The following is a 24,436-nucleotide window of genomic DNA, read 5'->3' on the forward strand; positions in this document are numbered from 1 at the left end:
GGATCATGCTCCCGACCGGTGTCGCGTTGTGTGGTTCGACGGGGTGCCACCTGGTTAGAAGACTGGGAGTATGTCGCGGCCGGTCCAAAAACCATCGGGACCGTGCTGTGATCGTGAACACCGTGTCGTGCGGCACCGTAGTGCTGGATACTGCGGGCAGCCGCCCCCGGTGACCGGTGCCGGACGCGGTGAGCTGGAGGGGACGGTTCGCGTGAGCGAGATACCAGCGAAGGCCACGGAGTCCGAGGACCCGTCGGACGGCGCGAGGGCTGATGCGGCGGGAGAGTTCGCGCGCGCGGTTCCCGGCGAGGCCGCGGACGGCGTGACGGACGGCAGCACGGGCGACGCGTCGGACGACGCGGCGGCCGGTCCGTCCGCGGACGAGACCGATGAGACCGATGAGGTGCCGGCCGACGCGATGTGGCAGAGCAGTCCGCCCGGTTCGATCTACGACTACATCAAGGCCGCCTCCTTCTCCATCGGCGCGGACGGGCTCGTCGACCAGTGGAGTCTGCGGGCCGAGCAGCTCTTCGGCATCCCGGCGGAGCGGGCCGTCGGCATGGACCCCATCGAGGCGTTCGTCAGCGCCGACCGGCGGGAGTTCGGTCAGCGGAAGATGGCGGAGATCCTGGACGGCCGCGAGTGGACCGGGCTGGTGCCCTTCCGTACGCCCCCCTCCGGGGACGCCGGCGACGGCGCCGAGGACTCCGGCGGCAGGGAGGGCCTCGCCGAGGTCTACGTGATGCCGACGACCACCGAACACGGTGAGCGGGCCGCCGTATGCATCGTGGTGGACGTCCGTACCCTGCGGACGATCGAGACGGATCTCGCCGCCTCGCAGGCGATTTTCGGTCAATCTCCTTTCGGGTTCCTGCTGATCGACACGGACCTTCATGTCCGGCGCGCCAACCAGCGATTCGCCTCGATCTTCGGCGGCAGCGTCGACGACCACCTCGGCAAGGGCGTCCACGACTATCTTCCGCACGCGGAGGCGGAGCGCGTGACGGCGGTGCTGCGCCGGGTGCTGGAGACCGGCGACTCCATCACGGACATGCACGTCACCGGGCAGGTCCCGGGCTCCGACGAGCGCCGCCACTGGTCCATCAACCTCTACCGGGTGCACAGCGGCAGCGGCCGTCCCATCGGCATCGCCTGGCTCGGAACCGACATCACCTCCCGCCGTGCCGCCGCCCGTGAGGCGGCCGCCGCCCGACGCAACCTCGCCCTGCTGAACGAGGCGGGTGCCCGCATAGGCAACTCCCTCGACCTGGAGACCACCGCACGCGAACTCCTCGACGTCGTGGTCCCCGGCTTCTGCGACCTCGCGACGGTCGACCTGTACCAGGGACTGCTGGCCGGCGACGAGACCCCGCCCGGCCTCGCCGACGGCAGCGCCGAACTCCGCCGGGTCGCCTTCGCCAGCGCCGTCTCCGACGCCCCGTTCGTCGGCGGCCCGGACCCCGTCGCGGTCGGCGCGGTCCACCACTTCCCGTTCAACTCGCCCTGCGCGGACGCCCTGCGCACCGCCCGGCCGCAGCACATCCCCGCCGAAGAGGGCGGCCTCATACAGTCCACGCTCGCGGTCCCGATGGTCGCCCACGACACGGTCGTGGGACTCGCCCAGTTCTCCCGTACGAAGGGCAGCGAGCCGTTCGGGGAACGCGACCGCGCCCTGGCCGTGGAGCTGGCGGCCCGCGCGGCCGTCTGCATCGACAACGCGCGCCTGTACCGCCGCGAGCACGAACGCGCCCTGATACTGCAGCGGTCGCTGCTGCCCCCGGGCGACCCCGAGGCCTCCGGTCTCGACATCGCGTGCCGCTATCTGCCGGGCAACGCGGCGACGGAGGTCGGCGGCGACTGGTTCGACGTCATCGAACTCCCCGGCCACCGCACGGCCCTCGTGGTGGGCGACGTGATGGGCCGCGGGCTGCGCGCCGCGGTGGCCATGGGCGAACTGCGCACCGCGGTACGCACCTTGGCCCTGCTCGACCTCGAACCCGCCGAGGTCCTCTCGGCGCTGGACGAGATCGCGCGCGGCCTCGGCACCCCCGGCGGGGTCCAGCAGGCCACCCGTACGGCCCGTCAGCCCCGCGACGCCGACCTCTCCGAGGTGTACCTCGCGACCTGCGTGTACGCCGTCTACGACTCCGTGACCCGCCGGTGCACCTTCGCCAACGCGGGCCATCTGCCGCCCGTGCTCGTCGAGCCCGGCGAGACCGCGCTGATGCTCGACGTGCCGCCCGGGATGCCGCTCGGGGTGGGCGGCGAGCCCTTCGAGGAGGTGGAGGTCGAACTACCCGAAGGCGCACTGTTGGCGCTCTACACGGATGGACTGGTCGAATCGCGCGACCACCCCCTCGACGAGGGCCTCCAGGCGTTCGTCGGCGCCCTCACCGACCCCTCCAGGCCGCTGGAGGACGTCTGCGACCACGTCCTCAACACCCTCGACACCCACCACGGCGAGGACGACATCGCCCTGCTGATGGCACGCGTCCAGGGGCTGCCCGCCGAGTCCGTCGGCGACTGGACCCTGCCGCGCGAGCCGCGCAGCGTGGGGCGGGCCCGCGAGTACACCCGCACCCAGCTCGTCGCCTGGGACCTGGAGCCGCTCGTCGACACGACGGAACTGCTGGTCAGTGAGCTGGTGACGAACGCCCTGCGCTACGGCGAGGGCGAGATCAGGCTGCGGCTGCTCCTCGACCGCACCCTCGTCTGCGAGGTCTGGGACGCCGGACTCGTCCAGCCGCGCCGCCGCCGCGCCCGCGACACCGACGAGGGCGGGCGGGGCCTGCAGCTCGTCGGCCTCCTGTCCGCCGGGTGGGGCTCCCGCCGGACCCCGCGCGGGAAGACCGTGTGGTTCGAACTCCCCCTGCCGGACGGCCAGACGACCCTCACCGACCCGGCGGAAGCGCTCCTGAGCCTGTTCTGAGGGCTGAGGGCTGAGGGCAGGGCTGAGGGCTGGGCGCCCGGGAGCAGGGAGCGGGTGGTCGGGAGCCAGGAGCCGGGAGGCCGCATGCGGGGGCGCCGCTCTCGGCTCAGGTGAAGAAGGCCCCCCGGCGGCCCCGTGTGCGCGGGCCGCCGTAGCTCATCGGGCCGCCCTCGCCGTCGCTCAGGAGGATCCCGCCGAGCACCGCGCCGCCCGCTCCGGCGCCGCCGCGGCCACCCGAGGGATTGCCGTACGCCCGTACGTCCCGCTCGGCGAGCCGTCGCGCCTCCCGGGCCAGTTCGTCGGCCCGCAGTACCTCGGAGAGGGGAACGGAGCCCGGACCGAGCAGCCGCCGCGCCTCGGCCAGCCGGGTCCGCGCCTCGCCGCCCACCGCCCCGCGGTGGGTGCCGATGAAGCACGCGGCCCCGGCGAGCGCGCTGCGGGCGGGGACCAGCGCGCGGCCGCTCCCCTCGGGAACCTCACCGCCCACCACCCCGGCCAGGCTCGCGGCCGCCTCGGTCACCCGGCGCAGCGCGTCCAGCGGATCATGGGGCCCGGCCGCCGTCTCGTGACGCACCGCGGAGAGCAGCGTCTCCGCGTGCCCCAGCCGTCCGACGAGCCCGGCGCGGGCGTCCGGCGGGAGACCTCGGGCGGCGTTCCAGTCGGACTGTGCCGCGGCGATGGCCGCGGGCAACCCGGCCGCGGCCGAGTCCAGTTCCCGGGCCAGCCGGTCCACGCCGTCCGCCAGGTCGAAGGCCTGCGCCAACGCCCCTTCCGCCGCCCGCAGATGGGCCGCCGCCTTCGCGCCGTCGCCCCGGTCCGCGTACTGCCGTGCCTGGTTGAGGTGAGAGGTGGTGAACAGCAGCCGGTCCTTGGCCTGTTCGGCGTCGCCGACGACGGGAAGTGAGGCGGCGGGAGCGTACCGCTCGTGGAGGTCGGCGATCGTCTTCTCGGCGGCACGGATGCGCGCGCCGACGTCCCGGAAGCGGGTCTCCGCGGCCTCCAGGGCGGCCACCGCGTTCCGCTCCAGCGCCCGGATCTGGTCGAACCCCGGCGCCGCCGCGTCCAGTCGCTGCCCGGCGTCCTGACAGCGGGCGACGATCTCCTCCAGGACGTCCCTGCGTTCGTCCTGGCCCTCGGCCGGGTCCGCGCCGGCCGTGTCCGCCTCGTCGAGGCGCTGCCGCAGCCGGAAGGCCGCGGCGAGTGCGGCTTCCGCGTGCCTGAGCTCGTACACGTACGGTTCCACGGCGTCGCCCGCCGCCCGGTCCGTGGCGAGGGCGAGCTCCTCGGCGGAGACGCGTACGCCGTCATCCGTCTCGACGAGCAATCGCCGTGCCTGCCGGTCGAGTTCGGGCAGGGGGGTGAGCTCGGGGTCGCCGCCGGGTGTCGTGCGGGTCGTCGCCCGCCGTCTGCGGCGCCCGTACGTGTAGGCCGCCAGCGCGCCCGCGGCGCCGACCGCGACCAGGGGCGGTACGAGATCGCCGGTCGATGTCCCGTCCTGCGCGGTCGCGGCCCGGGGAGCGGCGACACGCGCGTCCCGCGCCGGGGCCGCCGAGGTCGCCGGAGCCTCCGCTCCCGCCAGCGGCAGCACCAGCCAGCCGATCGCGACCAGCCCCCCGAGCACGGCATGCGCCACCCGCACGGCCATGGGCGACGGGACCCGGCGCGACCGGCTTCGGCTCTGGGGCGACGTCACATTTGGGAGCGTATGGCCGTTCGAGCCCCTCCGCGACCGGTATACGGGGAGTTGGTGGCAGTTGGGGTACAGGAGGTATCGGGATGGACGGGAGGGGCGCGGGGGTCGTTCTCCCGGGCGCCCTCGCCGCCCGGGGCCGCACGCAATCGGTTCGCCGTGGGACGCCGCACGATGTGATGACGGCCCGGATCCCGCGTGCGATGATCACGACGCGTGTCCTGTACGGCACGCGAGTGGGTGGGGGTTCGATGCACCGGTATTTCGTCGGGTTCGCCGCACTGATCGTCGTCGCGCAGGCCGGATTCGGGATCGCTGCCATCGCGAGGTACTGGCTCCCGCCGTGGGTGCGTCGCAGGGTCGTGCGCCCGAAGCTGTGGGGCTGGGGCGCGCTGACGGGGGCCGTGGGATGGGCCCTGTTCATGTTCCTCGGACCGTTCCGCGGACCCGACGCCGAGTTCACGCCGTACGCCCTGGGCGGGATGGGCCTGTTCGTCGCGAGCCAGGTGGTCCAGATGATGGGGCAGCACCCGGGCCGACGCCCCGTGGCTCCGCCGGACACCGAAGGGCGGTGACGGCAGGACGCGAGCGGACCGGGGGCGGCGCGCCGCCCCCGCCCCGTCTACGTCCGCCGTCGGCCGATCTTCGATCCCAGCCACACCAGCGGGTCGTACTTGCGGTCGACCGCCCGTTCCTTCAAGGGGATCAGCGCGTTGTCCGTGATCTTGATGCCCTCCGGGCAGACCTCGGTGCAGCACTTGGTGATGTTGCAGTAGCCGAGACCGTGCTCGTCCTGGGCCGTGCGCTTGCGGTCCAGGCCGGAGTCCGCGGCCGCGTCCAGCGGGTGCATGTCCAGCTCCGCCACCCGCATCAGGAAGCGCGGTCCGGCGAACGCGGGCTTGTTCTCCTCGTGGTCACGGACCACATGGCAGGTGTCCTGGCACAGGAAGCACTCGATGCACTTGCGGAACTCCTGTGACCGGTCGACGTCCTCCTGCATCATCCGGTACTCGCCGGGGCCGACACCGGCGGGCGGAACGAAGGCGGGGACCTCCCGCGCCTTGTCGTAGTTGAAGCCGACGTCGGTCACCAGGTCCCGTACGACAGGGAAGGCGCGCAGCGGGGTGACGGTGACCGTCTCCTCCCGGGTGAACACCGACATCCGCGTCATGCACATCAGCCGCGGCCGTCCGTTGATCTCCGCCGAGCACGAACCGCACTTGCCCGCCTTGCAGTTCCAGCGCACGGCGAGGTCGGGAGCCTGGGTCGCCTGGAGCCGGTGGATGATGTCCAGCACCACCTCGCCCTCGTTGACCTCGACCCCGAAGTCCTCCAGGCCGCCGCCCTTCACATCTCCGCGCCACACCTTGAAGCGGGCCTCGTAGCTGCTCACTCGTAGAGCTCCTCTTCGGCGAGGTACTTGACCAGCTCCTCCTTCTCGAAGAGGGCGAGCAGGTCGGGGCGGACGGGCTGGGTGGTCTCGTTCACCAGGTCGATCTGTCCGGCCACCGGGTCGGTGGCGGCCAGTTCGCCGGTGGGGTCGGTGAGCCGGCACAGCAGGTTGATCCGGCGCCAGGAACGCTCCATCGCCGGGTGGTCCTCGCGGGTGTGGCCGCCCCGCGACTCCGTGCGCTCCAGTGCCGCCCGGGCGACACACTCGCTGACCAGGAGCATGTTCCGCAGGTCCAGGGAGAGATGCCAGCCCGGGTTGAACTGGCGGTGGCCCTCCACTCCGGCCCGGCGCGCCCGTACCCGCAGCTCGCCGAGCTTCTCCAGGGCCCGCTCCATCTCGGCCTCGCGGCGGATGATCCCGACCAGGTCGTTCATGGTCTGCTGGAGCTCCTGGTGCAGGGTGTACGGGTTCTCCGGCGGCTGCGAGGCGACGGCGGGCGCGCCGCCGGCCTGCGCGGCGGGGACGGACTCGGGTCCCTCGGCGGAGAAGGGCCGCAGCGCCTCCGCGGCGGCCTCGTCGATCTGGGTGTCGTCCAGCGGTGGGCGGGCGCCGTCCCCGGTGAGACCGGTCGCGTACTCCGCCGCGTGCCACCCGGCCCGCCGCCCGAACACCAGCAGGTCGGAGAGGGAGTTGCCGCCGAGCCGGTTGGAGCCGTGCATACCGCCCGCGACCTCGCCGGCCGCGAACAGCCCGGGCACGCCGCGCGCCGCCGCCGTGTCCGAGTCGACCGCGATGCCGCCCATGACGTAGTGGCAGGTGGGCCCGACCTCCATCGCCTCGGCGGTGATGTCGACATCGGCCAGCTCCTTGAACTGGTGGTACATCGAGGGCAGCCGGCGCTTGATCACCTCGGCGGGCATCCGGGTCGACACATCGAGGAAGACGCCGCCGTGCGGTGATCCGCGGCCCGCCTTCACCTCGGAGTTGATGGCCCGCGCCACCTCGTCGCGCGGCAGCAGTTCCGGTGGGCGCCGGTTGTGGTCCGGGTCCTCGTACCAGCGGTCGCCCTCCTCCTCCGACTGCGCGTACTTCTCCTTGAAGACGTCGGGGATGTAGTCGAACATGAACCGCTTGCCCTCGGAGTTGCGCAGCACCCCGCCGTCACCGCGCACCGACTCGGTGACGAGGATGCCCTTGACCGACGGCGGCCAGACCATGCCCGTGGGATGGAACTGCACGAACTCCATGTTCAGCAGCGGTGCCCCGGCGAGCAGCGCCAGCGCGTGCCCGTCGCCCGTGTACTCCCACGAGTTGGAGGTCACCTTGAAGGACTTGCCGATGCCGCCGGTGGCGATCACCACGGAGGGGGCCTCCAGGACGAAGAAGCGCCCCGACTCCCGCTCGTAGCAGAAGGTCCCGGAGACCCGTTGTCCGTCCTTCAATATCCGTGTGACGGTGCACTCCTGATAGACCTTCAGGCGTGACTCGTAGTCACCGGTCTCCCGCTTGTCCTCCTGCTGGAGGGACACGATCTTCTGCTGGAGCGTGCGGATCAGTTCGAGCCCGGTGCGATCGCCCACGTGGGCGAGGCGCGGATACTCGTGGCCGCCGAAGTTGCGCTGCGAGATCCGCCCGTCCTTCGTCCGGTCGAAGAGGGCGCCCCAGGTCTCCAGCTCCCAGACCCGGTCCGGTGCCTCGCGGGCGTGCAGTTCGGCCATCCGCCACTGGTTGAGGAACTTGCCGCCGCGCATGGTGTCGCGGAAGTGCACCTGCCAGTTGTCGCCGGAGTTCACATTGCCCATGGCGGCGGCGATGCCGCCCTCGGCCATCACCGTGTGGGCCTTGCCGAACAGCGACTTGCAGATCACCGCCGTACGGGCACCGCGCTCGCGTGCCTCGATCGCGGCACGCAGTCCGGCGCCACCGGCGCCGACCACGACGACGTCCCACTCCTGTCGGTCGACCACGGACATCAGGGGGCTCCACCCAATCTAGAAGAAGCGCGGATCGTCGAAGGCGCCGGACGCGACCAGGTACACGTAGAAGTCGGCGAGCGCCACACTCACCAACGACGCCCAGGCGAGCAGCATGTGACGGGCATTCAGCTTCCCGACCCACTGCCACATCCGGTACCGCACGGGATGCCTGGAGAAGTGCTTGAGCTTCCCGCCGACGATGTGCCGGCAGGAGTGGCAGGAGAGGGTGTACGCCCAGATCAGCGTGATGTTCACCAGGAACACCAGCGTGCCGAGGCCCATGTGGCCCCAGGCGTAGTGCTCGTCGCGGAAGGAGAGCACGGTGTCGTACGTGAGGATCGCGGCGACGACGAGGGCCGCGTAGAAGAAGTACCGGTGGATGTTCTGCAGGATCAGCGGGAAGCGGGTCTCGCCGGTGTACTTCTTGTGCGGCTCGGCCACCGCGCAGGCCGGCGGGCTCGCCCAGAAGCCCCGGTAGTAGGCCTTGCGGTAGTAGTAGCAGGTCAGCCGGAAGCCGAGCGGGAAGACCAGGATGATGATCGCGGGGGAGATGGCCCACCAGCTCCCGAACAGGTCCGCGTTCGGCCCGGCGCGCATGGTCCCGCACCGCTCGGCCAGACACGGCGAGTAGAACGGCGAGACGTAGGGCGCCGCGTAGTAGTGCGCGTCCGAGAAGGCCCGCCAGGTCGAGTACACGATGAAGGCCAGCAACCCGGCCGCGGTGGCGGCGGGCGCCAGCCACCAGCGGTCGGTCCGCAGATGCGGGGCGGCGATCGCGGCGCGCGTACCGGTTCGTACTCCGCCGCTGTTCAGATGAGGTTCCGTACCAGTGGCCAACTTCGCACTCCGGTCGGGTTCGGGGGCGCTAGTGGGAGGGACCGTGGTGCGCGCCGAGACCCTCGTCGTCGGAATCGGTCCACAAGGAGCTGTCGTACGGGGTGTCGGGGACGGGCACCATGTCGGGCAGCCGGCCGGACACGGCTCCCGCCGGTCCCGGCACGGCCGGGAGCCCGGGGGCGCGGGCCGCGGTGGACTCGCGCAGCAGCGCGAGACTCTCGCGCAGGTGGTCTGCGTCGGCGCGCACACGGCGCATCTCCAGACCGGTGCCCATCTGCTGTTCCAGGCGCCGCACCGACCGCTGAAGATCGTCGAGGCAGCGCTGGACTGACGTCAGTTCGTCGTGCACGGACATGACTTGCCCTCACTTCCGTGGGCCCAGCGGCCTTCAGGCGGCAACGTTCATGCGCCTGCGAGTGTTGCGCGTCACGAGCACCTGTGTGAAGGCGTGTGCACGGATTGAAGGCTCTCGCGCTCCAGAACGAACCCCGTGCGCCGGGTTTTCGGCCGCGCGCTGGCCGAGTCACCCGCGCGCCAGGGAGTGAGCCGGAGGGCCGCGCGGCAGGCCGGACGGCGCGCGGGAGCGGGCGGCGGGGCCGCGCCCTTGTGTGCGCCGTGCCCGGGCGGGTGCCCGTGACGCGGCCCCGGCCGGGTTCCGGATTGGGCCGCACGAGTGGGTTCCACGCGTCCGCCGCCGTGTCGCCGCCTCCCCCCTGCCGATCTGCTCTTCAGTTGGCCTGTAGATCAGATGAACTCCCTATACCGCCGAACGGGATCAGAGACCTGCCCCCCGCGGCGGAGCGTCCCCCGGAGGTTGCAGTGATGTCCCACGAAGGCGTCGGACTGCGCGCGGTGATGCGCTCGGCCGCATTCCTCACCGCGGGCGTGCTCGCGGTACCCGCCCTCGCCGCGTGCAGTGCGGACGACGAGGCGGACAGACCCGTGGCCGTGCAGGACATCGCGCCCGCGTCCCGTGACCTCATCGCCGACGGCGGCACCCTGCGCTGGGCCGTGGACGCCGTACCGGAGACGCTGAACGCGTTCCAGGCGGACGCCGACGCCGCGACCGCCCGTGTCGCCGGCGCCGTCCTGCCGTCGATGTACCGGCTCGACGCGAACGGGCGGCCGCAGATCAACTCCGACTACCTGGAGTCGGCGAAGGTCGTGGGCACGTCGCCCAAGCAGGTCGTGCTGTACAAGCTCAACCAGCAGGCCGTGTGGAGCGACGGACGCGAGATCGGCGCCGCCGACTTCGCCGCCCAGTGGCGCGCCCTGTCCGGCAAGGACTCCGCGTACTGGACGGCACGCAACGCCGGCTACGACCGGATCGAGAAGATCGAGCGGGGCAAGAACAACCTGGAGGTCCGCGTCACCTTCAGCCGGCGCTACGCCGACTGGAGGGCGCTGTTCTCGCCGCTGTACCCGAAGGACGTCATGGGTACCGCGGACTCCTTCAACGACGGCGCGCGGCGCAAGCTCAAGGTCACCGCGGGGCCCTTCGCCCTGAAGGCGGTCGACCGCAAGGCCGGGGAGGTCCGCCTCGCGCGCAACGGGCGCTGGTGGGGCCGCCCCAGCAAGCTCGACGAGATCGATCTCGTGGCCGTCGCCCGTGACAAGCGGGCCGAGGCGCTCGCCGACGACAGGCTCGACCTGGCCGAGATCGACCCCGCCGAGGCCGAGCGCGTCACGCTCGCGGCCCGGCACAAGGACGGTGCGCCGTTGCAGGGGGCCTCCGCGACGAGCGAGAAGGCCCCGTCCGCGGAGAAGAGCGAGAAGAGCGAGAAGGACACGTCCAGGAAGAAGGGCGAGAAGAGCGAGTCCGAGTCCGAGTCCGAGTCCGAGGAGGAGGACGGCAAGAACGCCGCGGACGAGAGCGCGAAGCACGAGAAGAGCTCGAAGGACGACGAGGAGAGCGACAAGAGCGACAAGAGCGACAAGAGCGAGAAGAGCGCCAAGCACGAGAAGTCCGACGGGAGCGAGCGCGACGACGAGAGCGAGAAGGGGGAGCCGGGTACGAAGGGAAGCGGGGCGAAGACGGCCTCGCGGTCGGCGCTGAGCGGCTTCGTGGTCCGCAAGTCCCTCGAACCCGCCTACACGCAGCTCGCCCTCAACGGCTCCGAGGGCCCACTCGCCGACGAGCGCGTCCGCCGCGCCGTGGCCCGTGCCCTGGACCGCAAGGAACTCGCCCGGGTCGTCCTCCAGCCGCTCGGTCTGCCCGCCGAGCCGGTCGGCAGCCATCTGGCCCTCGCCGGACAGGCCGCGTACGCCGACAACAGCGGCGCCCTCGGCAACCAGGACGCCGCCGAGGCGCGGGCGCTGCTCGCGGACGCCGGGTGGGTGCCGGGCGGGCCGGTCACGGAGCAGAAGAAGACGGAGAAGGCGGCCGGGTCCAAGGGCAAGAAGGGCGACGGCGGCGAGGACGGCAGGCCGGACGAGGGCGGAACGTACGTCCTCGGTGACGACGACAAGCCCTCGAGGGTGGGCCGGGAGCCGGCCCAGGACCCCAAGGACCACGCGAGGAAGCAGGAGCAGCAGACCGGCGTGCGGCAGGGCGTCCGCGCGGACGAGCAGGCCGCCCGGCACCTGGACGGGCGGCAGTACGCCGGGCAGGGCGGGCTTCCGGGGGCGTACGCGCCCAAGGGGACGGCCGCTCCGGCGGGCGCCGCGTCCAACGTCCTCGCCAAGGACGGCAAACCGCTCGCGCTGCGCTTCGTCGTTCCCTCCGGCGCGGGCTCGGAGTCCCTGCGCCTCGTGGCCGACCGGATCGCGCGGATGCTCCAGCGCGTCGGCGTCCGTACGGACATCACGAAGGTCTCCGACGACAGCTACTTCAAGGACCACATCGCCTCGGGAGACTACGACCTGGCGCTCTACTCGTGGCCCGCCTCCGCCTTCCCGGCCACCGACGCCCGCCCGATCTACGCCAAGCCCGTTCCGGCGGCGGACGGCTCGCTGAGCGTCGAGCAGAACTACACCCGCGTCGGCACCGACCAGGTCGATCAGCTCTTCGACCAGGCACTCTCCACCCTGGACGAGGACGAGGAACGCTCCCTGGTCCGCAAGGCGGACGCCCGTATCTGGGCCGCCGCCGGCTCCATCCCCCTCTATCAGCGCCCCCAGCTCGCCGCCGCCCGCGCCGGCCTGGCGAACACCGGAGCCTTTGGCTTCCAGACTCCGGTGTACGAGGACATGGGCTTCCTCAAGAAGGGCGTGAAGGGGGCGCAGCAGACCCCGGCGGCGGGCCGTACCGGCAACTAGGGTGTCCCCCCGTGTCCGGTGACCATCACTGGACACGGGAACACGGGGGACGACCATGAACCGGCGCGCGCTCACGAACCCCGCGGCGGGACTCGCCGCGGGGATCCTGCTCCTCGGCACCGCCGCCTGCACCGGCGGCACCGAGGGGCCGGACGGGAAGGACCGCACGGCCGCCGCGTGCGCGCACGGCAGGTACGCCTGGTCCGGCGTCGTGCGCGAGCAGAAGCTGACCGGGCTCGCCGACCCGATCACGCTGAAGCGGAAGACGGACTCCGTCTCGGGAGTGATCAAGCCGCTGAAGGGCGTCAGCTACAAGCCCCACATGACGTCCACGGGTCCCGGGGCCCGCGCCGCGGAGGCCATCAAGGCCCTCGGCCGGCATCTCGGGACGGCCGAACCGCTCGCGGGTCCGTCGGAGCCGGCCGAGCCGGAGGAGGCCCCCAGCGAGTTCAGCTATGACCTCGGGGACCTCAAGGGCTCGTACTACGCGTGGAACTCCGTCGCCCTGGTCGAGGCCGACTTCACCTACACCTGCCGGGGCGGCGCCGCCGAGCCGGTCAGGGGGCATGTGGTGACCTGGGAGACGGTCGGCGGCGGATTTCTCTCCTGTGCGGAGAGCATGATCGACGCTGGGCCCGCGAAGGCGGGGGCCGCCGAGCGTACGGCCGCCCGCACGCTCTGTCCCGCCGGTTCACCTGCGGCGAAGAGTGCCTGATCACAAGGCCGGGACCGCCCTCGGGGGGTCGCGCCTCCGGGCCCGCGGAGGCCGTCCCCGTCCGGGCCCCGTACGATGGGGTAAGGCCGTGGCGTGTTCAGCCCGGCAGGCCCCGCGATGCGGAGGCCGTCCACTCACTCCGGGAGAAGCGCCTCATTATGGCCACGCGCCACGACATCCGCAACGTCGCCATCGTCGCCCACGTCGACCACGGCAAGACCACCCTGGTCGACGCCATGCTCAAGCAGGCCGGTGCCTTCGCCGCGCACGCCGCAGAGTCGCTGGACGACCGCATGATGGACTCGAACGACCTGGAACGTGAGAAGGGCATCACGATCCTGGCGAAGAACACGGCGGTCAAGTACCACCCGAAGGATGGCGGCGACGTCATCACGATCAACATCATCGACACCCCCGGCCACGCCGACTTCGGTGGTGAGGTCGAGCGCGGCCTGTCGATGGTGGACGCGGTCGTCCTGCTGGTCGACGCCTCCGAGGGCCCGCTGCCGCAGACCCGCTTCGTGCTGCGCAAGGCGCTGCAGCAGCGTCTGCCGGTCATCCTGTGCATCAACAAGACCGACCGCCCGGACTCCCGGATCGACGAGGTCGTCAACGAGACCTACGACCTCTTCCTGGACCTGGACGCCGACGAGGAGCAGATCGAGTTCCCGATCGTCTACGCGTGTGCGCGTGACGGCGTGGCCTCGCTGACCAAGCCGGAGGACGGCACCGTCCCGGCCGACAGCGACAGCCTGGAGCCGTTCTTCACCACGATCCTGGAGTCCGTCCCGGCCCCGTCCTTCGACGAGTCCGCGCCGCTCCAGGCCCATGTGACCAACCTGGACGCCGACAACTTCCTCGGCCGCATCGCGCTGCTCCGCGTCGAGCAGGGCGAGCTGCGCAAGGGCCAGACCGTCACGTGGATCAAGCGCGACGGCACGATGTCCAACGTGCGTATCACCGAGCTGCTGATGACCGAGGCGCTCACCCGCAAGCCCGCCGAGGTGGCCGGCCCCGGTGACATCTGCGCCGTCGCCGGTATCCCGGACATCATGATCGGCGAGACCCTGGCCGACCCGGAGAACCCGATCGCGCTGCCGCTGATCACGGTCGACGAGCCGGCGATCTCCATGACCATCGGCACGAACACCTCGCCGCTGGTCGGCCGTGGCGGCACGGGCAAGGGCGCGGACGCCAAGGCCGCGGTCAAGGACAAGGACCGCAAGGTCACCGCCCGTCAGGTCAAGGACCGCCTCGACCGCGAGCTGGTCGGTAACGTCTCCCTCCGTGTGCTCGACACCGAGCGCCCGGACGCCTGGGAGGTCCAGGGCCGCGGTGAGCTCGCGCTCGCCATCCTGGTCGAGCAGATGCGCCGCGAGGGCTTCGAGCTGACCATCGGCAAGCCGCAGGTGGTCACCCAGGTGATCGACGGCAAGGTCCACGAGCCGGTCGAGCGTATGACGATCGACGTCCCCGAGGAGCACATGGGCGCGGTCACGCAGCTCATGGGCGTCCGCAAGGGCCGCATGGACAACATGTCGAACCACGGCTCCGGCTGGGTCCGCCTGGAGTTCGTCGTTCCCTCGCGCGGCCTCATCGGCTTCCGGACCGAGTTCCTGACCGGTACGCGCGGTACGGGCATCGCCCACTCCATCCACGAGGGCCACGAGCCGTGGTTCGGCACCCTGACGACCCGTAACAACGGTTCGCTGGTCGCCGACCGCGCGGGCGCCGTCACCGCGTTCGCGATGACGAACCTCCAGGAGCGCGGTGTGCTGTTCACCGACCCCGGCACCGAGGTGTACGAGGGCATGATCGTCGGCGAGAACTCGCGCGCCGACGACATGGACGTGAACATCACCAAGGAGAAGAAGCTCACCAACATGCGGTCCGCCGCCGCCGACTCGTTCGAGGCGATCGTCCCGCCGCGCAAGCTCTCCCTGGAGCAGTCGCTGGAGTTCTGCCGCGACGACGAGTGCGTCGAGGTGACCCCGGAGTCCGTTCGCATCCGCAAGCTCGTTCTCGACCAGAAGGAGCGCGGTCGCACGGCCAGCCGCGCCAAGCACGGCTGACAATCCGTTCGCCGGACCCGACGGACGCCGCCGCGAGCGGTGTCCGCCGGGCCCGTGACGTGCCGTCCAGGGGCCTCTGAAGGCCCGGTGGCGTGCCGTCCGGGTGGCCTCCGAAAGGCCCGGTTCACCGCACTGCGGGGAGCCGGGCCTTCTGCGTGTCCGGGGGCGAAACCGTGCCAGTTCGGGCAACAGTGTGTGAACGATACAGAGGCGTTCGCATATCGGGCACCGGACAATCAAGTTTCGGACACGTAAACGAAATTTTCCTCACGGATGCCCGTTTCGCCAGATTCCGTTCTCACGTGTCAAGCGCGTGTAGGTGTCGTTCTCTGCAATTTTTGCTCAAAAAATCGACGGTAGGGATTTCCCTATGCCTTCGGCTCTTGACGCGCCTTGACCTACTTGGTGAAAGTTCCCTGAAACCACAGAACCTGCCGGTATCTGTGCTGCGCACGCCTCTCAACCCCCCGGGGGAAGAACAAACATGACCAGTCCAGCCAAGGCTGAGGGCGCCGGGCCGTCGATCGCCTTGGTCCCCGAGCTCGAGACGCACGAGCCCGCCAAGGGCGAGAAGAAGCTCGAGGGCCGTTCTCCCGGCCAGTTGATGTGGCAGCGTTTCAAGCGTGACCGTACCGGTGTCATCTGCGCCGTGGTAGTGATTTTGTACTTCGCCGTCTCGCTGCTCGCGCCGCTGCTGGTCAAGCTGAGCGGGACCAACCCGTACACGCTGTACGGGCAGGACCCGACCTACGCGGACAAGCCGGTCCTCGACCAGTTCGGGCTGCCGCTCGGCTACTTCGGCGGTGTCTCGGGGGACCACTGGTTCGGCGTCGAACCCCAGTACGGCCGCGACCTGTTCGCCATGCTGGTGTACGGCATGCGGACGTCGCTGTTCATGGCGCTCGGTGTGACGGTCCTGCTGATGGTCACGGGCGTGATCATCGGTCTGATCGGCGGATACTTCGGCGGCCGGACCGACTACTGGATCGGCCGGGTCACCGACTTCTTCCTCTCGTTCCCGCAGCAGCTGTTCTTCATCGCCTTCATGCCCGTGGTCACCGCGTTCTTCGTCGACCCGCGGGAGGAGACCCCCACGTACTTCCGCGCCCTGGCGATGCTGATCGTGCTGTGGGTGCTGGGCTGGATGGGTATGGCCCGACTGGTTCGCTCCACCGTGCTGTCCCTGCGTGAGCGGGAGTTCGTCGAGGCCGCCAAGGTCTCCGGCGCCTCCCCGGCGCGGATCGTCCGCAAGGAGATCCTGCCGAACGTGGTGACGCCGATCCTCGTGCAGTTCACGTACTCGCTGCCCAGCACTATCCTCACCATCGCCTTCCTTTCCTTCGCCGGCGTCGGGTTCGTCGAACCGACCCCGGACTGGGGACGGCTGTTCGCCGCTGCTGCCAAGTACACCGAGCAGGATCCGGCGTTCCTCTTCTTCCCCGGACTGGCGCTGGTGATTTTCGTCCTGGCCTTCAACCTCCTCGGAGACTCGGTCCGGGACGCGTTCGACCCCAAGTCCGGGCGCTAAAACGTCCATTGGTGGGGGGTGACTGCCGCCCCCGCGTCGGCCTACCAGCCACGTCAGGCAGTACTCATGGATAACAACCGACAGGTAGGTATTCGCCACATGAACCCCAGCAGCTCGCGCAGAGCCCGCGCCATAGTCGTCGCTCTTGCAGCCGGTTCCCTCGTACTGACGGCCTGCTCGAAGAACGACGGCGGCAAGTCCGACGCCGACTCGAAGAAGGACCAGAAGCAGGCTTCGGTCCAGTCGAAGTCGGTCACCTACGCCGACGCCGCGGGTTCGACCGGTCCCGCCGAGGAGGTCGCCGGTGCCAAGTCCGGCGGCACCATCGCCGTGTACCAGGAGGCGGGCCTCTCCCACCTGGACCCGGGCCAGATCTACGTCTCCGACGCCGGCCAGGTCGCCAACCTGCTCTTCCGTCGCCTGACCCAGTTCAAGGAGGACGGCAAGGGCGGCGTCTCGGTCGTGGGTGACCTCGCGACCGACGCGGGCAAGTCCTCGGACGGCGGCAAGACCTGGACCTTCACGCTGAAGGACGGCATCAAGGACGAGAAGGGCGCGGCCATCACGTCCGCCGACGTCCGCCACACCGTCGAGCGCCTCTACGCGAAGTTCGTCTTCGACGGCCCGACCTACCTGCAGACCTGGCTGAGCGGCGCCGACTACCGCAAGGCGCTGCCGGACGGCGGCTTCGGCAAGAAGCACCTGCCGGCCTCGGTCCTGGACACCCCCGACGCGAAGACCGTCGTCTTCCACTTCGACACCGCGCGCCCGGACCTGCCGCAGACGCTGGCCATGGCCGGCTACGGCATCGTCCCGGCGAAGACGGACACGAAGGAGAAGTACGACAAGACCCCGGTCGCCACCGGTCCGTACAAGATCGTCTCGAACAAGGTCGGCAAGGAGCTGATCCTCAAGAAGAACACGAACTGGGACCCGAAGACCGACTCCGTGCGCCACCAGTACGCGGACAGCTTCAACTTCCAGTTCGGCGTCACCGAGTCGACCCAGACCAAGCGTCTGATCGCCGACCAGGGCAAGGACAAGAACGCCATCCAGCTCACCGCCGGCGTCGAGGCCACGCAGATCCAGGACGTCATCGGCAACCCCGCGGTCAACAAGCGTACGGTCAAGGGCTACCAGCCCTACGTCATGCAGCTGACGTTCAACCTCGACCGCGTCAAGGACCTGAAGGTCCGTCAGGCGATCACCTACGCGGTGAACTCCAAGTCGCTCATCGCCGGTGAGGGCGGTGTCTACGGCGGCGACGTGGCCCCGAACTTCTTCGCCCCGACCCTGCCGGGCTACGAGGCGACGTACGACCCCTACGGCCGTCTGAAGGCGCCGCAGGGCAACATCGCGAAGGCCAAGGAGCTCCTCGCGGGCGTCCCGGCCGCCGAGAAGAAGGTCGTCTTCGCGTACTCCAACAGCGAGCCCGGCCAGAAGCGCAAGGTCGCCATCGAGGACGCCCTCTCCAAGGTCGGCTTCGACGTCGTCTCCAAGGAGGTCGACGCGGCGAGCTACTACGAGCAGATCGGCAAGCTCGACAACCCGTACGACATCTACATCTCGGGCTGGGGCCAGGACTGGCCGTCGCCGTCCACGGTCGTCACGCCGGTCTACGACGGTGACCAGGTCGCCGACGGTGCGCCGAACTACTCGCACGTCAAGGACCCGAAGGTCGACGCCCTCATCAAGAAGGCGCTGAGCCAGGACCCGGTCGAGGCCGCCAAGACGTGGAAGGAAGCCCAGCACTACCTGCTGGAGAAGGTCGTCCCGGCCGCTCCGCTGTGGTACACCAAGCAGTTCCAGCTCTCCGGCTCGAACATCGGTGGCGCCCGCTACGGCTCGGTGTCCAGCCTCATCGACATCACCCGCCTGTACGTGAAGTCGTAACTCTCTACGGCTGATCGCGGGGGTGCGCACCAGGCGGAGCGCACCCCCGCACCTCCGTGAAACCTCCCACCGTCTCCGCAGAGAGCAGCCCTCCCGCCATGCTTCAGTTCATTCTTCGGCGCACGGTCGGTGCCGTCGTCACCCTGTTCCTCATCGGCGCCGCCACGTTCTTCCTGTTCGTCGCAGCGCCCTCCGACTACGCCTCGCTGGCCTGTGGCAAGGACTGCTCGCCCTCGAGACTGGAGGACATCCGTCAGGCCCTGGGCCTGAACCTCCCCATACACCAGCAGTTCTGGGACTTCATGTCCGGCATCTTCATGGGCCGTGACTACCCCACCGGGCACTGCAGCGCGCCCTGCCTCGGCCAGTCGTTCTACTCGGGCGACATGGTCTGGCCGACCATCCTGGACCGCTTCCCGACCACCCTCACGCTCACCGCGGGTGGCGCGATCGTGTTCGTCGTCGTCGGTGTCGGCGCGGGCATGATCGCCGCATACCGGCGCGGGACGATGATCGACAAGATCGCCACCGGCGTGTCCATGGTGCTCAGTTCGTTCCAGATCTACGTGCTCGGTCCGATCGTCCTGCTGATCTTCGTCTACAGCACGGGCTGGATGGACAACCCCGCGTACCACCCGATCACCGAGGACCCCTGGACCTGGTTCACGGGCATGCTGCTGCCCGTGCTGGTGATGGCCACCATCTTCACCGCGCAGTACACGCGTATGGCGCGTTCCTCGATGATCGAGCAGCTCGCCGAGGAGCACGTCCGCACCGCCCGCGCCAAGGGCATGTCACAGAAGTACGTGTTCTTCCGCTACGCCTGGCGCGGCTCGCTGATCCCGATCGTCACCGTCCTGGGCATCGACATCAGCTCCATGCTCGGCGGCGCCGTGGTCACCGAGCTGACCTTCTCCCTCCAGGGAATCGGCCGTCTCGCCGTGGACGGCGCGGTCCACAAGGACCTGCCGCTCACCATGGGTGTCATGCTGTTCGGTGCCTTCTTCATCCTGATCGTCAACATCCTCACCGACATCGCGTACGCCTACATCGACCCGCGCGTCCGGCTCTCCTAGGAAGAACGAACCACCGTGACCACACTGACCAAGACCGAGGACGCGCCGGCCCCGACCGGCCCGGAGAGCTTCCTCTCGGTGCGTGATCTGAAGGTGCAGTTCTCCACAGAGGACGGCATCGTCAAGGCGGTCGACGGCCTCTCCTTCGACGTCGAGCGCGGCAAGACCCTGGGCATCGTCGGCGAGTCGGGGTCCGGCAAGTCGGTCACCAACCTGACCGTCCTCGGCCTGCACAACTCCCGGACGACGACCGTCGACGGAGAGATCGTCCTCGACGGCAAGGAACTCGTCACCGCCACCGAGCGGGAGCTGGAACAGCTCCGCGGCAACAAGATGGCGATGATCTTCCAGGACCCGCTGACCGCCCTGTCGCCGTTCTACACGGTGGGCCGGCAGCTGTCCGAGCCCTTCATGAAGCACCGCGGCGCCTCCAGGAAGGAGGCGAAGGACCGCGCCGTCCAGATGCTGGAGAAGGTCGGCATCCCGCAGCCCAGGACGCGCTTCGACGACTACCCGCACCAGTTCTCCGGCGGTATGCGCCAGCGCGCGATGATCGCCATGGCGCTGATGTGCGACCCCGACCTGCTGATCGCCGACGAGCCGACCACCGCGCTCGACGTGACCGTGCAGGCGCAGATCCTCGACCTGTTGAAGGATCTCCAGCAGGAGTTCGGCTCCGCGATCGTCTTCATCACCCACGACCTCGGCGTCATCTCCAACATGGCCGACGACCTGCTGGTGATGTACGCGGGCCGGGCCGTGGAGCGCGGTTCCGTGCGGGAGGTCCTGAGCGAGCCCAAGCACCCCTACACCTGGGGTCTGCTGAGCTCGATGCCCCGCCTCGACGGCGACATCAACGAGGCACTGGAGCCCATCCCCGGTTCCCCGCCCTCGCTGCTCAACCCGCCTTCCGGCTGCCCGTTCCACCCGCGGTGCGTCTACAAGGACCAGGTGGCGGGCACGTTGTGCACCGACGTCCGGCCGCCGCTGGGCGAGGGGCGCGCCGCGGCGTGCCACCTGACGCCCGAGCAGAAGCAGACCATATTCATCGACAAGATCCAGCCCCGGCTGCGCTAGGGAGATCCGAGACATGAGCAACAACCTCACCCTCCCCGCCCAGCAGGGTTCCACCGGTACGTCCGCCGAGGCGCTCCTCAAGGTGGAAGGGCTGACCAAGCACTTCCCGATCTACGGCGGCTTCCCGATCAAACGCAAGGTCGGTGCCGTGCAGGCCGTCGACGGGGTCGACCTGACGGTCGGCGTCGCCGAGAGCGTCGGCCTGGTCGGCGAGTCCGGCTGCGGCAAGTCGACCACGGGCCGGCTCATCACCCGCCTGCTGGAGCCGACCGGCGGCACCATCACGTACGCGGGCCAGGACATCACCCGGGCCTCGCGACGACAGCTCGCGCCGGTGCGGTCCGAGATCCAGATGATCTTCCAGGACCCGTACTCCTCGCTGAACCCGCGGCAAACCGTCGGCACGATCATCAAGTCGCCGATGGAGGTCAACGGCATCCAGCCGGCGGGCGGTCGGGAGAACCGGGTCCGGGAGCTGCTGGAGCTCGTCGGCCTCAACCCCGAGCACTACAACCGCTTCCCGCACGAGTTCTCCGGCGGTCAGCGCCAGCGCATCGGCGTGGCCCGTGCCCTGGCGCTCCAGCCGAAGCTGATCGTGGCCGACGAGCCGGTCTCGGCCCTCGACGTGTCGATCCAGGCGCAGGTCGTCAACCTGCTGCAGAAGGTGCAGCAGGAACTGGGCATCGCGTTCCTCTTCATCGCCCACGACCTGGCCGTCGTACGGCACTTCTCGCAGCGCGTCGCGGTGATGTACCTCGGCAAGGTGGTGGAGGTCGGCGACCGGGACTCCATCTACAACCGTCCCCGCCACCCGTACACCCACGCCCTGCTCTCGGCGGTTCCCGAGGTCAACATCGACGGTGACGCCCAGGACCGCGAGCGGATCCGCCTGTCGGGCGACGTCCCGTCGCCGATCTTCCCGCCGTCCGGCTGCCGCTTCCGCACCCGGTGCTGGAAGGCGCAGGACAAGTGCGCGACCGAGGAGCCCCCGCTGATCCAGCTTTCGGGCAACCGTGCGGGCCACCTGTCGGCCTGTCACTTCCCCGAGGACCCCACGACCGAGTCCCGCGGCGAGGACATCGTCCTGGACCCGGCGCTGGCGGCGCTGGAGACCGCGGCCGACGCCACGGAGAAGGGCACGGACTAGAGGCGGACGCGGCGCCCTCCGCGGGGGAGCGGGGGTCGCGTCGAGGCCGATCGCGGCGCGCGAAGCGCGGCGTCGGCGGCCGGGCCGGGGGAGAACTCCGGCGCCGGCGGGACCGGGGCGGAAGCACGTTGCTTCCGCCGCGGTCCTTTTGTCGTTCCGGGTCCAGGTCCAGGTGCGGGTGCGGGTGCGTCCGTTCCTGGCTCCGTCCCTCGTCCGTACGAGAGCGCACGCGGCCGGGCCGGTTCGCGTGGCCGGCCGCGCGCGATGCGTGTGGCCGTCCGGTCCGTGCGCGCTGCCCGAAGACCGTCGCCGCACCCGCGGCGGACGTACGGCGTCCGGCCGTGACGCCGTGAAGATCCCTGGAGGAGCCTGTTGAACCCCACCATCCACAACATCACCATCGACTGCACCGCGGATCCCTACGACCTGGGGCTGTTCTGGAGCGAGCTGCTCGGGCGGCCCCTGGCCGAGGACGACAAGCCCGGCGACCCGGAGGCCGTGCTGCGCGATCCCGACGGCGGCCCGACCCTGCTCTTCGTCCGGGTCCCCGAGGGCAAGACCGTCAAGAACCGCCTCCACCTCGACCTGCGGCCGAGCGGGCGCACCCGTGCGGCGGAGGTCGAGCGGGCGCTCGCCCTCGGAGCCCGGCTCGTCGCGGACCGGACCCGTCCCGACGGGCGGGGCTGGGTCACCCTGGCCGATCCCGAGGGCAACGAGTTCTGTGTGGAGCGCGGTGACGCGGACGCCGTGACCGACGCCCCGGCCGAGTAGGGGCCCCGACCCCGTTCGGCCGGAGTCCCTCCACCCGGGATCGCGTGGCCCCGAACCGTTCTGACTCCGCCTCGGACTCCGCCGCACGGGTGGGACGAGCGGCGACCAGGCCGTGGGGGGAGCTCGCCCTGGGCCCCTGAACGGAGCGGGCGCGCCGGGCGGCCCCCTCGTGGCCCCTTCCCGTCCGCACGGACGGGAAGGGGCCACCAGGGGCCGCCTGGAGCCATAGGGACAGGAGTCCGCGCGGCGGACGTGTGCCTTCCGGGTGGCGCGCCACCCGGAAGGGTGGGGTAAATGTGCGATGTGCACCGTATGGGCAGATATTGGGCCATAAAGCCACACCGCACCGGAGCCGCACGTCCGACCCCGGCGCCGGCGGCACAGCGCACTCTTGAGGAGGCACACCATGCGTGGAGCCACGCACGCCAAATGGGCCGCATGCGCGGTGGCGGTAGCCCTCGCGGCGTCCGCCTGCGGGGGCGGAGGGGACGGAAGCAGCAGCGGCTCCGGCACGGTCAGCGCCTCCTGGGGGGACCCGCAGAACCCGCTGGAACCGGCCAACACCAATGAGGTGCAGGGCGGCAAGGTCCTCGACATGATCTTCCGCGGGCTGAAGCGGTACAACGCAGAGACCGGCGCCGCCGAGGACATGCTCGCGGAGAAGATCGAGACCTCGGATTCACAGAACTTCACGATCACGGTCAAGGACGGCTGGAAGTTCAGCAACGGCGAGGCCGTCACCGCGCAGTCCTTCGTCGACGCCTGGAACTACGGCGCCAGCCTGAAGAACAACCAGAAGAACGCGTACTTCTTCGGGTACATCGACGGCTACGACAAGACGCACCCCGAAACCGGCACCCAGAGCGCCGACACCCTGTCCGGGCTCAAGGTGACCGGCACGAACACGTTCACCGTCAAGCTCACCCAGAAGTTCTCGACGTTCCCGGACACCCTCGGCTACGCGGCCTTCTCGCCGCTGCCCAAGTCGTTCTTCAGCGACCACGCCGCCTGGGTCTCGAAGCCCGTCGGCAACGGCCCGTACACCATCGACTCCTACGCCAAGGGCTCACAGATGGCCCTGGTGAAGTGGGACGACTACCCCGGCGACGACAAGGCGAAGAACGGCGGTGTGACCCTCAAGGTCTACACGGACAACAACACCGCCTACAACGATCTCCTGGCCGGAAACCTCGACCTCGTCGACGACGTGCCCGCCGCCCAGCTCAAGAACGCCAAGACCGACCTGAACGGCCGGTACATCAACACCCCGGCCGGCATCATCCAGACGATCGCCTTCCCGTTCTACGACCCGAAGTGGAACACCAGCGGCGCCACCAAGGTCCGTCAGGGACTGTCCATGGCGATCAACCGCCAGCAGATCACCGACACCATCTTCCAGAAGACGCGGACGCCCGCGAGCGACTGGACCTCACCGGTGCTCGGCGAGAAGGGCGGCTTCCAGGAAGGCCTGTGCGGCAAGTCCTGCGAGTACAACCCGAGCGAGGCCAAGAAGCTGGTCCAGGAGGGCGGCGGCCTGCCCGGCGGCCAGGTCAAGCTCTCCTACAACGCGGACACCGGCTCCCACAAGGAGTGGGTCGACGCCGTCTGCAACTCGATCAACAACGCCCTCGGCAACGACAAGGCCTGCGTCGGCAACCCGATCGGAACGTTCGCCGACTTCCGCAACCAGATCGGGGAGCACAAGATGCCCGGTCCGTTCCGGGCCGGCTGGCAGATGGACTACCCGCTGATCCAGAACTTCCTCCAGCCGCTGTACTACACCAACGCCTCCTCCAACGACGGCCAGTGGTCGAACAAGCAGTTCGACAGCCTCGTCAACCAGGCGAACGCGGAGACCGACACCACCAAGGCCATCCAGCTCTTCCAGCAGGCCGAAGGGGTCGTGCGGGACAACATGGCCGCCATCCCGCTCTGGTACCAGAACGGCAGCGCCGGCTACTCGGACAAGGTCTCGAACGTGGCGCTGAACCAGTTCAGCGTGCCCGTCTACAACGAGATCACCGTCAACTGAGCCGCCCGGGGCGGGCCGCTCACACCGGTCCGCCCCTCTATC

Annotated in this window: 17 protein-coding genes; 12 read left to right on the forward strand and 5 right to left on the reverse strand. The window is 69.9% G+C overall.

What is annotated here, in order from left to right:
- Window positions 1-211 precede the first annotated feature (211 nt).
- Window positions 212-2,929 (forward strand): SpoIIE family protein phosphatase, encoded by a 2,718-nt coding sequence (locus OG485_RS27630; protein WP_328671213.1) that lies wholly within the window; start codon window positions 212-214, stop codon window positions 2,927-2,929.
- Window positions 2,930-3,035: 106 nt separating this feature from the next.
- On the opposite strand, the gene OG485_RS27635 is transcribed toward OG485_RS27630, so the two are convergent.
- The gene (locus OG485_RS27635; protein WP_328671214.1) at window positions 3,036-4,622 is read right to left on the reverse strand and encodes a hypothetical protein; all 1,587 of its coding nucleotides are present in this window, start codon (window positions 4,620-4,622) and stop codon (window positions 3,036-3,038) included.
- A gap of 200 nt (window positions 4,623-4,822) precedes the next feature.
- Here OG485_RS27635 and OG485_RS27640 point away from each other — a divergent pair, with 200 nt between their 5' ends.
- Window positions 4,823-5,194: a hypothetical protein gene (locus tag OG485_RS27640; RefSeq protein ID WP_328671215.1), complete on the forward strand. Its 372-nt coding sequence runs from the start codon at window positions 4,823-4,825 to the stop codon at window positions 5,192-5,194.
- A 47-nt stretch (window positions 5,195-5,241) separates the two neighbouring features.
- On the opposite strand, the gene OG485_RS27645 is transcribed toward OG485_RS27640, so the two are convergent.
- Genes OG485_RS27645 through OG485_RS27660 form a run of 4 tightly spaced genes read right to left on the reverse strand, consistent with a single transcriptional unit; the run spans window position 5,242 to window position 9,180 of the window.
- Window positions 5,242-6,012: a succinate dehydrogenase/fumarate reductase iron-sulfur subunit gene (locus OG485_RS27645; RefSeq protein ID WP_328671216.1), complete on the reverse strand. Its 771-nt coding sequence runs from the start codon at window positions 6,010-6,012 to the stop codon at window positions 5,242-5,244.
- Entirely contained in the window at window positions 6,009-7,985 is a 1,977-nt protein-coding gene (locus tag OG485_RS27650; RefSeq protein WP_328671217.1) for a fumarate reductase/succinate dehydrogenase flavoprotein subunit, read from the reverse strand. The genes OG485_RS27645 and OG485_RS27650 overlap by 4 nt, the downstream gene beginning before the upstream one ends.
- 18 nt (window positions 7,986-8,003) lie before the next feature.
- The gene (locus tag OG485_RS27655) at window positions 8,004-8,825 is read right to left on the reverse strand and encodes a hypothetical protein (protein WP_328671218.1); all 822 of its coding nucleotides are present in this window, start codon (window positions 8,823-8,825) and stop codon (window positions 8,004-8,006) included.
- Between the two features lie 28 nt (window positions 8,826-8,853).
- On the reverse strand, window positions 8,854-9,180 hold the full coding sequence (locus tag OG485_RS27660) for a hypothetical protein (RefSeq protein WP_328671219.1): 327 nt from the start codon (window positions 9,178-9,180) through the stop codon (window positions 8,854-8,856).
- A gap of 467 nt (window positions 9,181-9,647) precedes the next feature.
- Here OG485_RS27660 and OG485_RS27665 point away from each other — a divergent pair, with 467 nt between their 5' ends.
- The 10 genes from OG485_RS27665 to OG485_RS27710 all read left to right on the forward strand — a co-directional run bounded on the left by OG485_RS27665 (window position 9,648) and on the right by OG485_RS27710 (window position 24,394).
- A complete protein-coding gene (locus OG485_RS27665) occupies window positions 9,648-12,083 on the forward strand; it encodes an ABC transporter family substrate-binding protein (protein WP_328671220.1) in 2,436 nt (811 codons plus the stop codon).
- Between the two features lie 55 nt (window positions 12,084-12,138).
- Window positions 12,139-12,798 carry a hypothetical protein gene (locus OG485_RS27670; RefSeq protein WP_328671221.1) on the forward strand — a complete coding sequence of 220 codons (660 nt, stop codon included), beginning with the start codon at window positions 12,139-12,141 and terminating at the stop codon, window positions 12,796-12,798.
- 158 nt (window positions 12,799-12,956) lie between these two features.
- Window positions 12,957-14,870 carry a translational GTPase TypA gene (gene typA, locus OG485_RS27675; RefSeq protein ID WP_328448623.1) on the forward strand — a complete coding sequence of 638 codons (1,914 nt, stop codon included), beginning with the start codon at window positions 12,957-12,959 and terminating at the stop codon, window positions 14,868-14,870.
- Window positions 14,871-15,354: 484 nt separating this feature from the next.
- A complete protein-coding gene (locus tag OG485_RS27680) occupies window positions 15,355-16,398 on the forward strand; it encodes an ABC transporter permease (RefSeq protein WP_328671222.1) in 1,044 nt (347 codons plus the stop codon).
- Window positions 16,399-16,497: 99 nt separating this feature from the next.
- Window positions 16,498-18,291: an ABC transporter substrate-binding protein gene (locus OG485_RS27685; protein WP_328671223.1), complete on the forward strand. Its 1,794-nt coding sequence runs from the start codon at window positions 16,498-16,500 to the stop codon at window positions 18,289-18,291.
- Window positions 18,292-18,389: 98 nt separating this feature from the next.
- Window positions 18,390-19,367 carry an ABC transporter permease gene (locus OG485_RS27690; protein ID WP_328671224.1) on the forward strand — a complete coding sequence of 326 codons (978 nt, stop codon included), beginning with the start codon at window positions 18,390-18,392 and terminating at the stop codon, window positions 19,365-19,367.
- 15 nt (window positions 19,368-19,382) lie between these two features.
- A complete protein-coding gene (locus OG485_RS27695) occupies window positions 19,383-20,444 on the forward strand; it encodes an ABC transporter ATP-binding protein (RefSeq protein WP_328671225.1) in 1,062 nt (353 codons plus the stop codon).
- A gap of 13 nt (window positions 20,445-20,457) precedes the next feature.
- Window positions 20,458-21,591 (forward strand): ABC transporter ATP-binding protein, encoded by a 1,134-nt coding sequence (locus tag OG485_RS27700; protein WP_328671226.1) that lies wholly within the window; start codon window positions 20,458-20,460, stop codon window positions 21,589-21,591.
- A gap of 369 nt (window positions 21,592-21,960) precedes the next feature.
- Complete coding sequence (locus OG485_RS27705) at window positions 21,961-22,362, forward strand: VOC family protein (protein WP_328674686.1); 402 nt, start codon at window positions 21,961-21,963, stop codon at window positions 22,360-22,362.
- Between the two features lie 406 nt (window positions 22,363-22,768).
- Entirely contained in the window at window positions 22,769-24,394 is a 1,626-nt protein-coding gene (locus OG485_RS27710; RefSeq protein ID WP_328671227.1) for a peptide ABC transporter substrate-binding protein, read from the forward strand.
- Window positions 24,395-24,436 lie beyond the last annotated feature (42 nt).

It is taken from the genome of Streptomyces sp. NBC_00328 (assembly GCF_036139655.1).
GTDB lineage: Bacteria > Actinomycetota > Actinomycetes > Streptomycetales > Streptomycetaceae > Streptomyces.

What these genes read in the sequence shown, in the direction of transcription:
- OG485_RS27640 (WP_328671215.1), top strand. Translation starts at nt 4,823, where the DNA reads ATGATCACGACGCGTGTCCTGTACGGCACGCGAGTGGGTGGGGGTTCG.
- OG485_RS27650 (WP_328671217.1), bottom strand. Translation starts at nt 7,985, where the DNA reads ATGTCCGTGGTCGACCGACAGGAGTGGGACGTCGTCGTGGTCGGCGCC.
- OG485_RS27660 (WP_328671219.1), bottom strand. Translation starts at nt 9,180, where the DNA reads ATGTCCGTGCACGACGAACTGACGTCAGTCCAGCGCTGCCTCGACGAT.
- OG485_RS27665 (WP_328671220.1), top strand. Translation starts at nt 9,648, where the DNA reads ATGTCCCACGAAGGCGTCGGACTGCGCGCGGTGATGCGCTCGGCCGCA.
- OG485_RS27670 (WP_328671221.1), top strand. Translation starts at nt 12,139, where the DNA reads ATGAACCGGCGCGCGCTCACGAACCCCGCGGCGGGACTCGCCGCGGGG.
- typA (WP_328448623.1), top strand. Translation starts at nt 12,957, where the DNA reads ATGGCCACGCGCCACGACATCCGCAACGTCGCCATCGTCGCCCACGTC.
- OG485_RS27680 (WP_328671222.1), top strand. Translation starts at nt 15,355, where the DNA reads ATGACCAGTCCAGCCAAGGCTGAGGGCGCCGGGCCGTCGATCGCCTTG.
- OG485_RS27685 (WP_328671223.1), top strand. Translation starts at nt 16,498, where the DNA reads ATGAACCCCAGCAGCTCGCGCAGAGCCCGCGCCATAGTCGTCGCTCTT.
- OG485_RS27690 (WP_328671224.1), top strand. Translation starts at nt 18,390, where the DNA reads ATGCTTCAGTTCATTCTTCGGCGCACGGTCGGTGCCGTCGTCACCCTG.
- OG485_RS27700 (WP_328671226.1), top strand. Translation starts at nt 20,458, where the DNA reads ATGAGCAACAACCTCACCCTCCCCGCCCAGCAGGGTTCCACCGGTACG.
- OG485_RS27710 (WP_328671227.1), top strand. Translation starts at nt 22,769, where the DNA reads ATGCGTGGAGCCACGCACGCCAAATGGGCCGCATGCGCGGTGGCGGTA.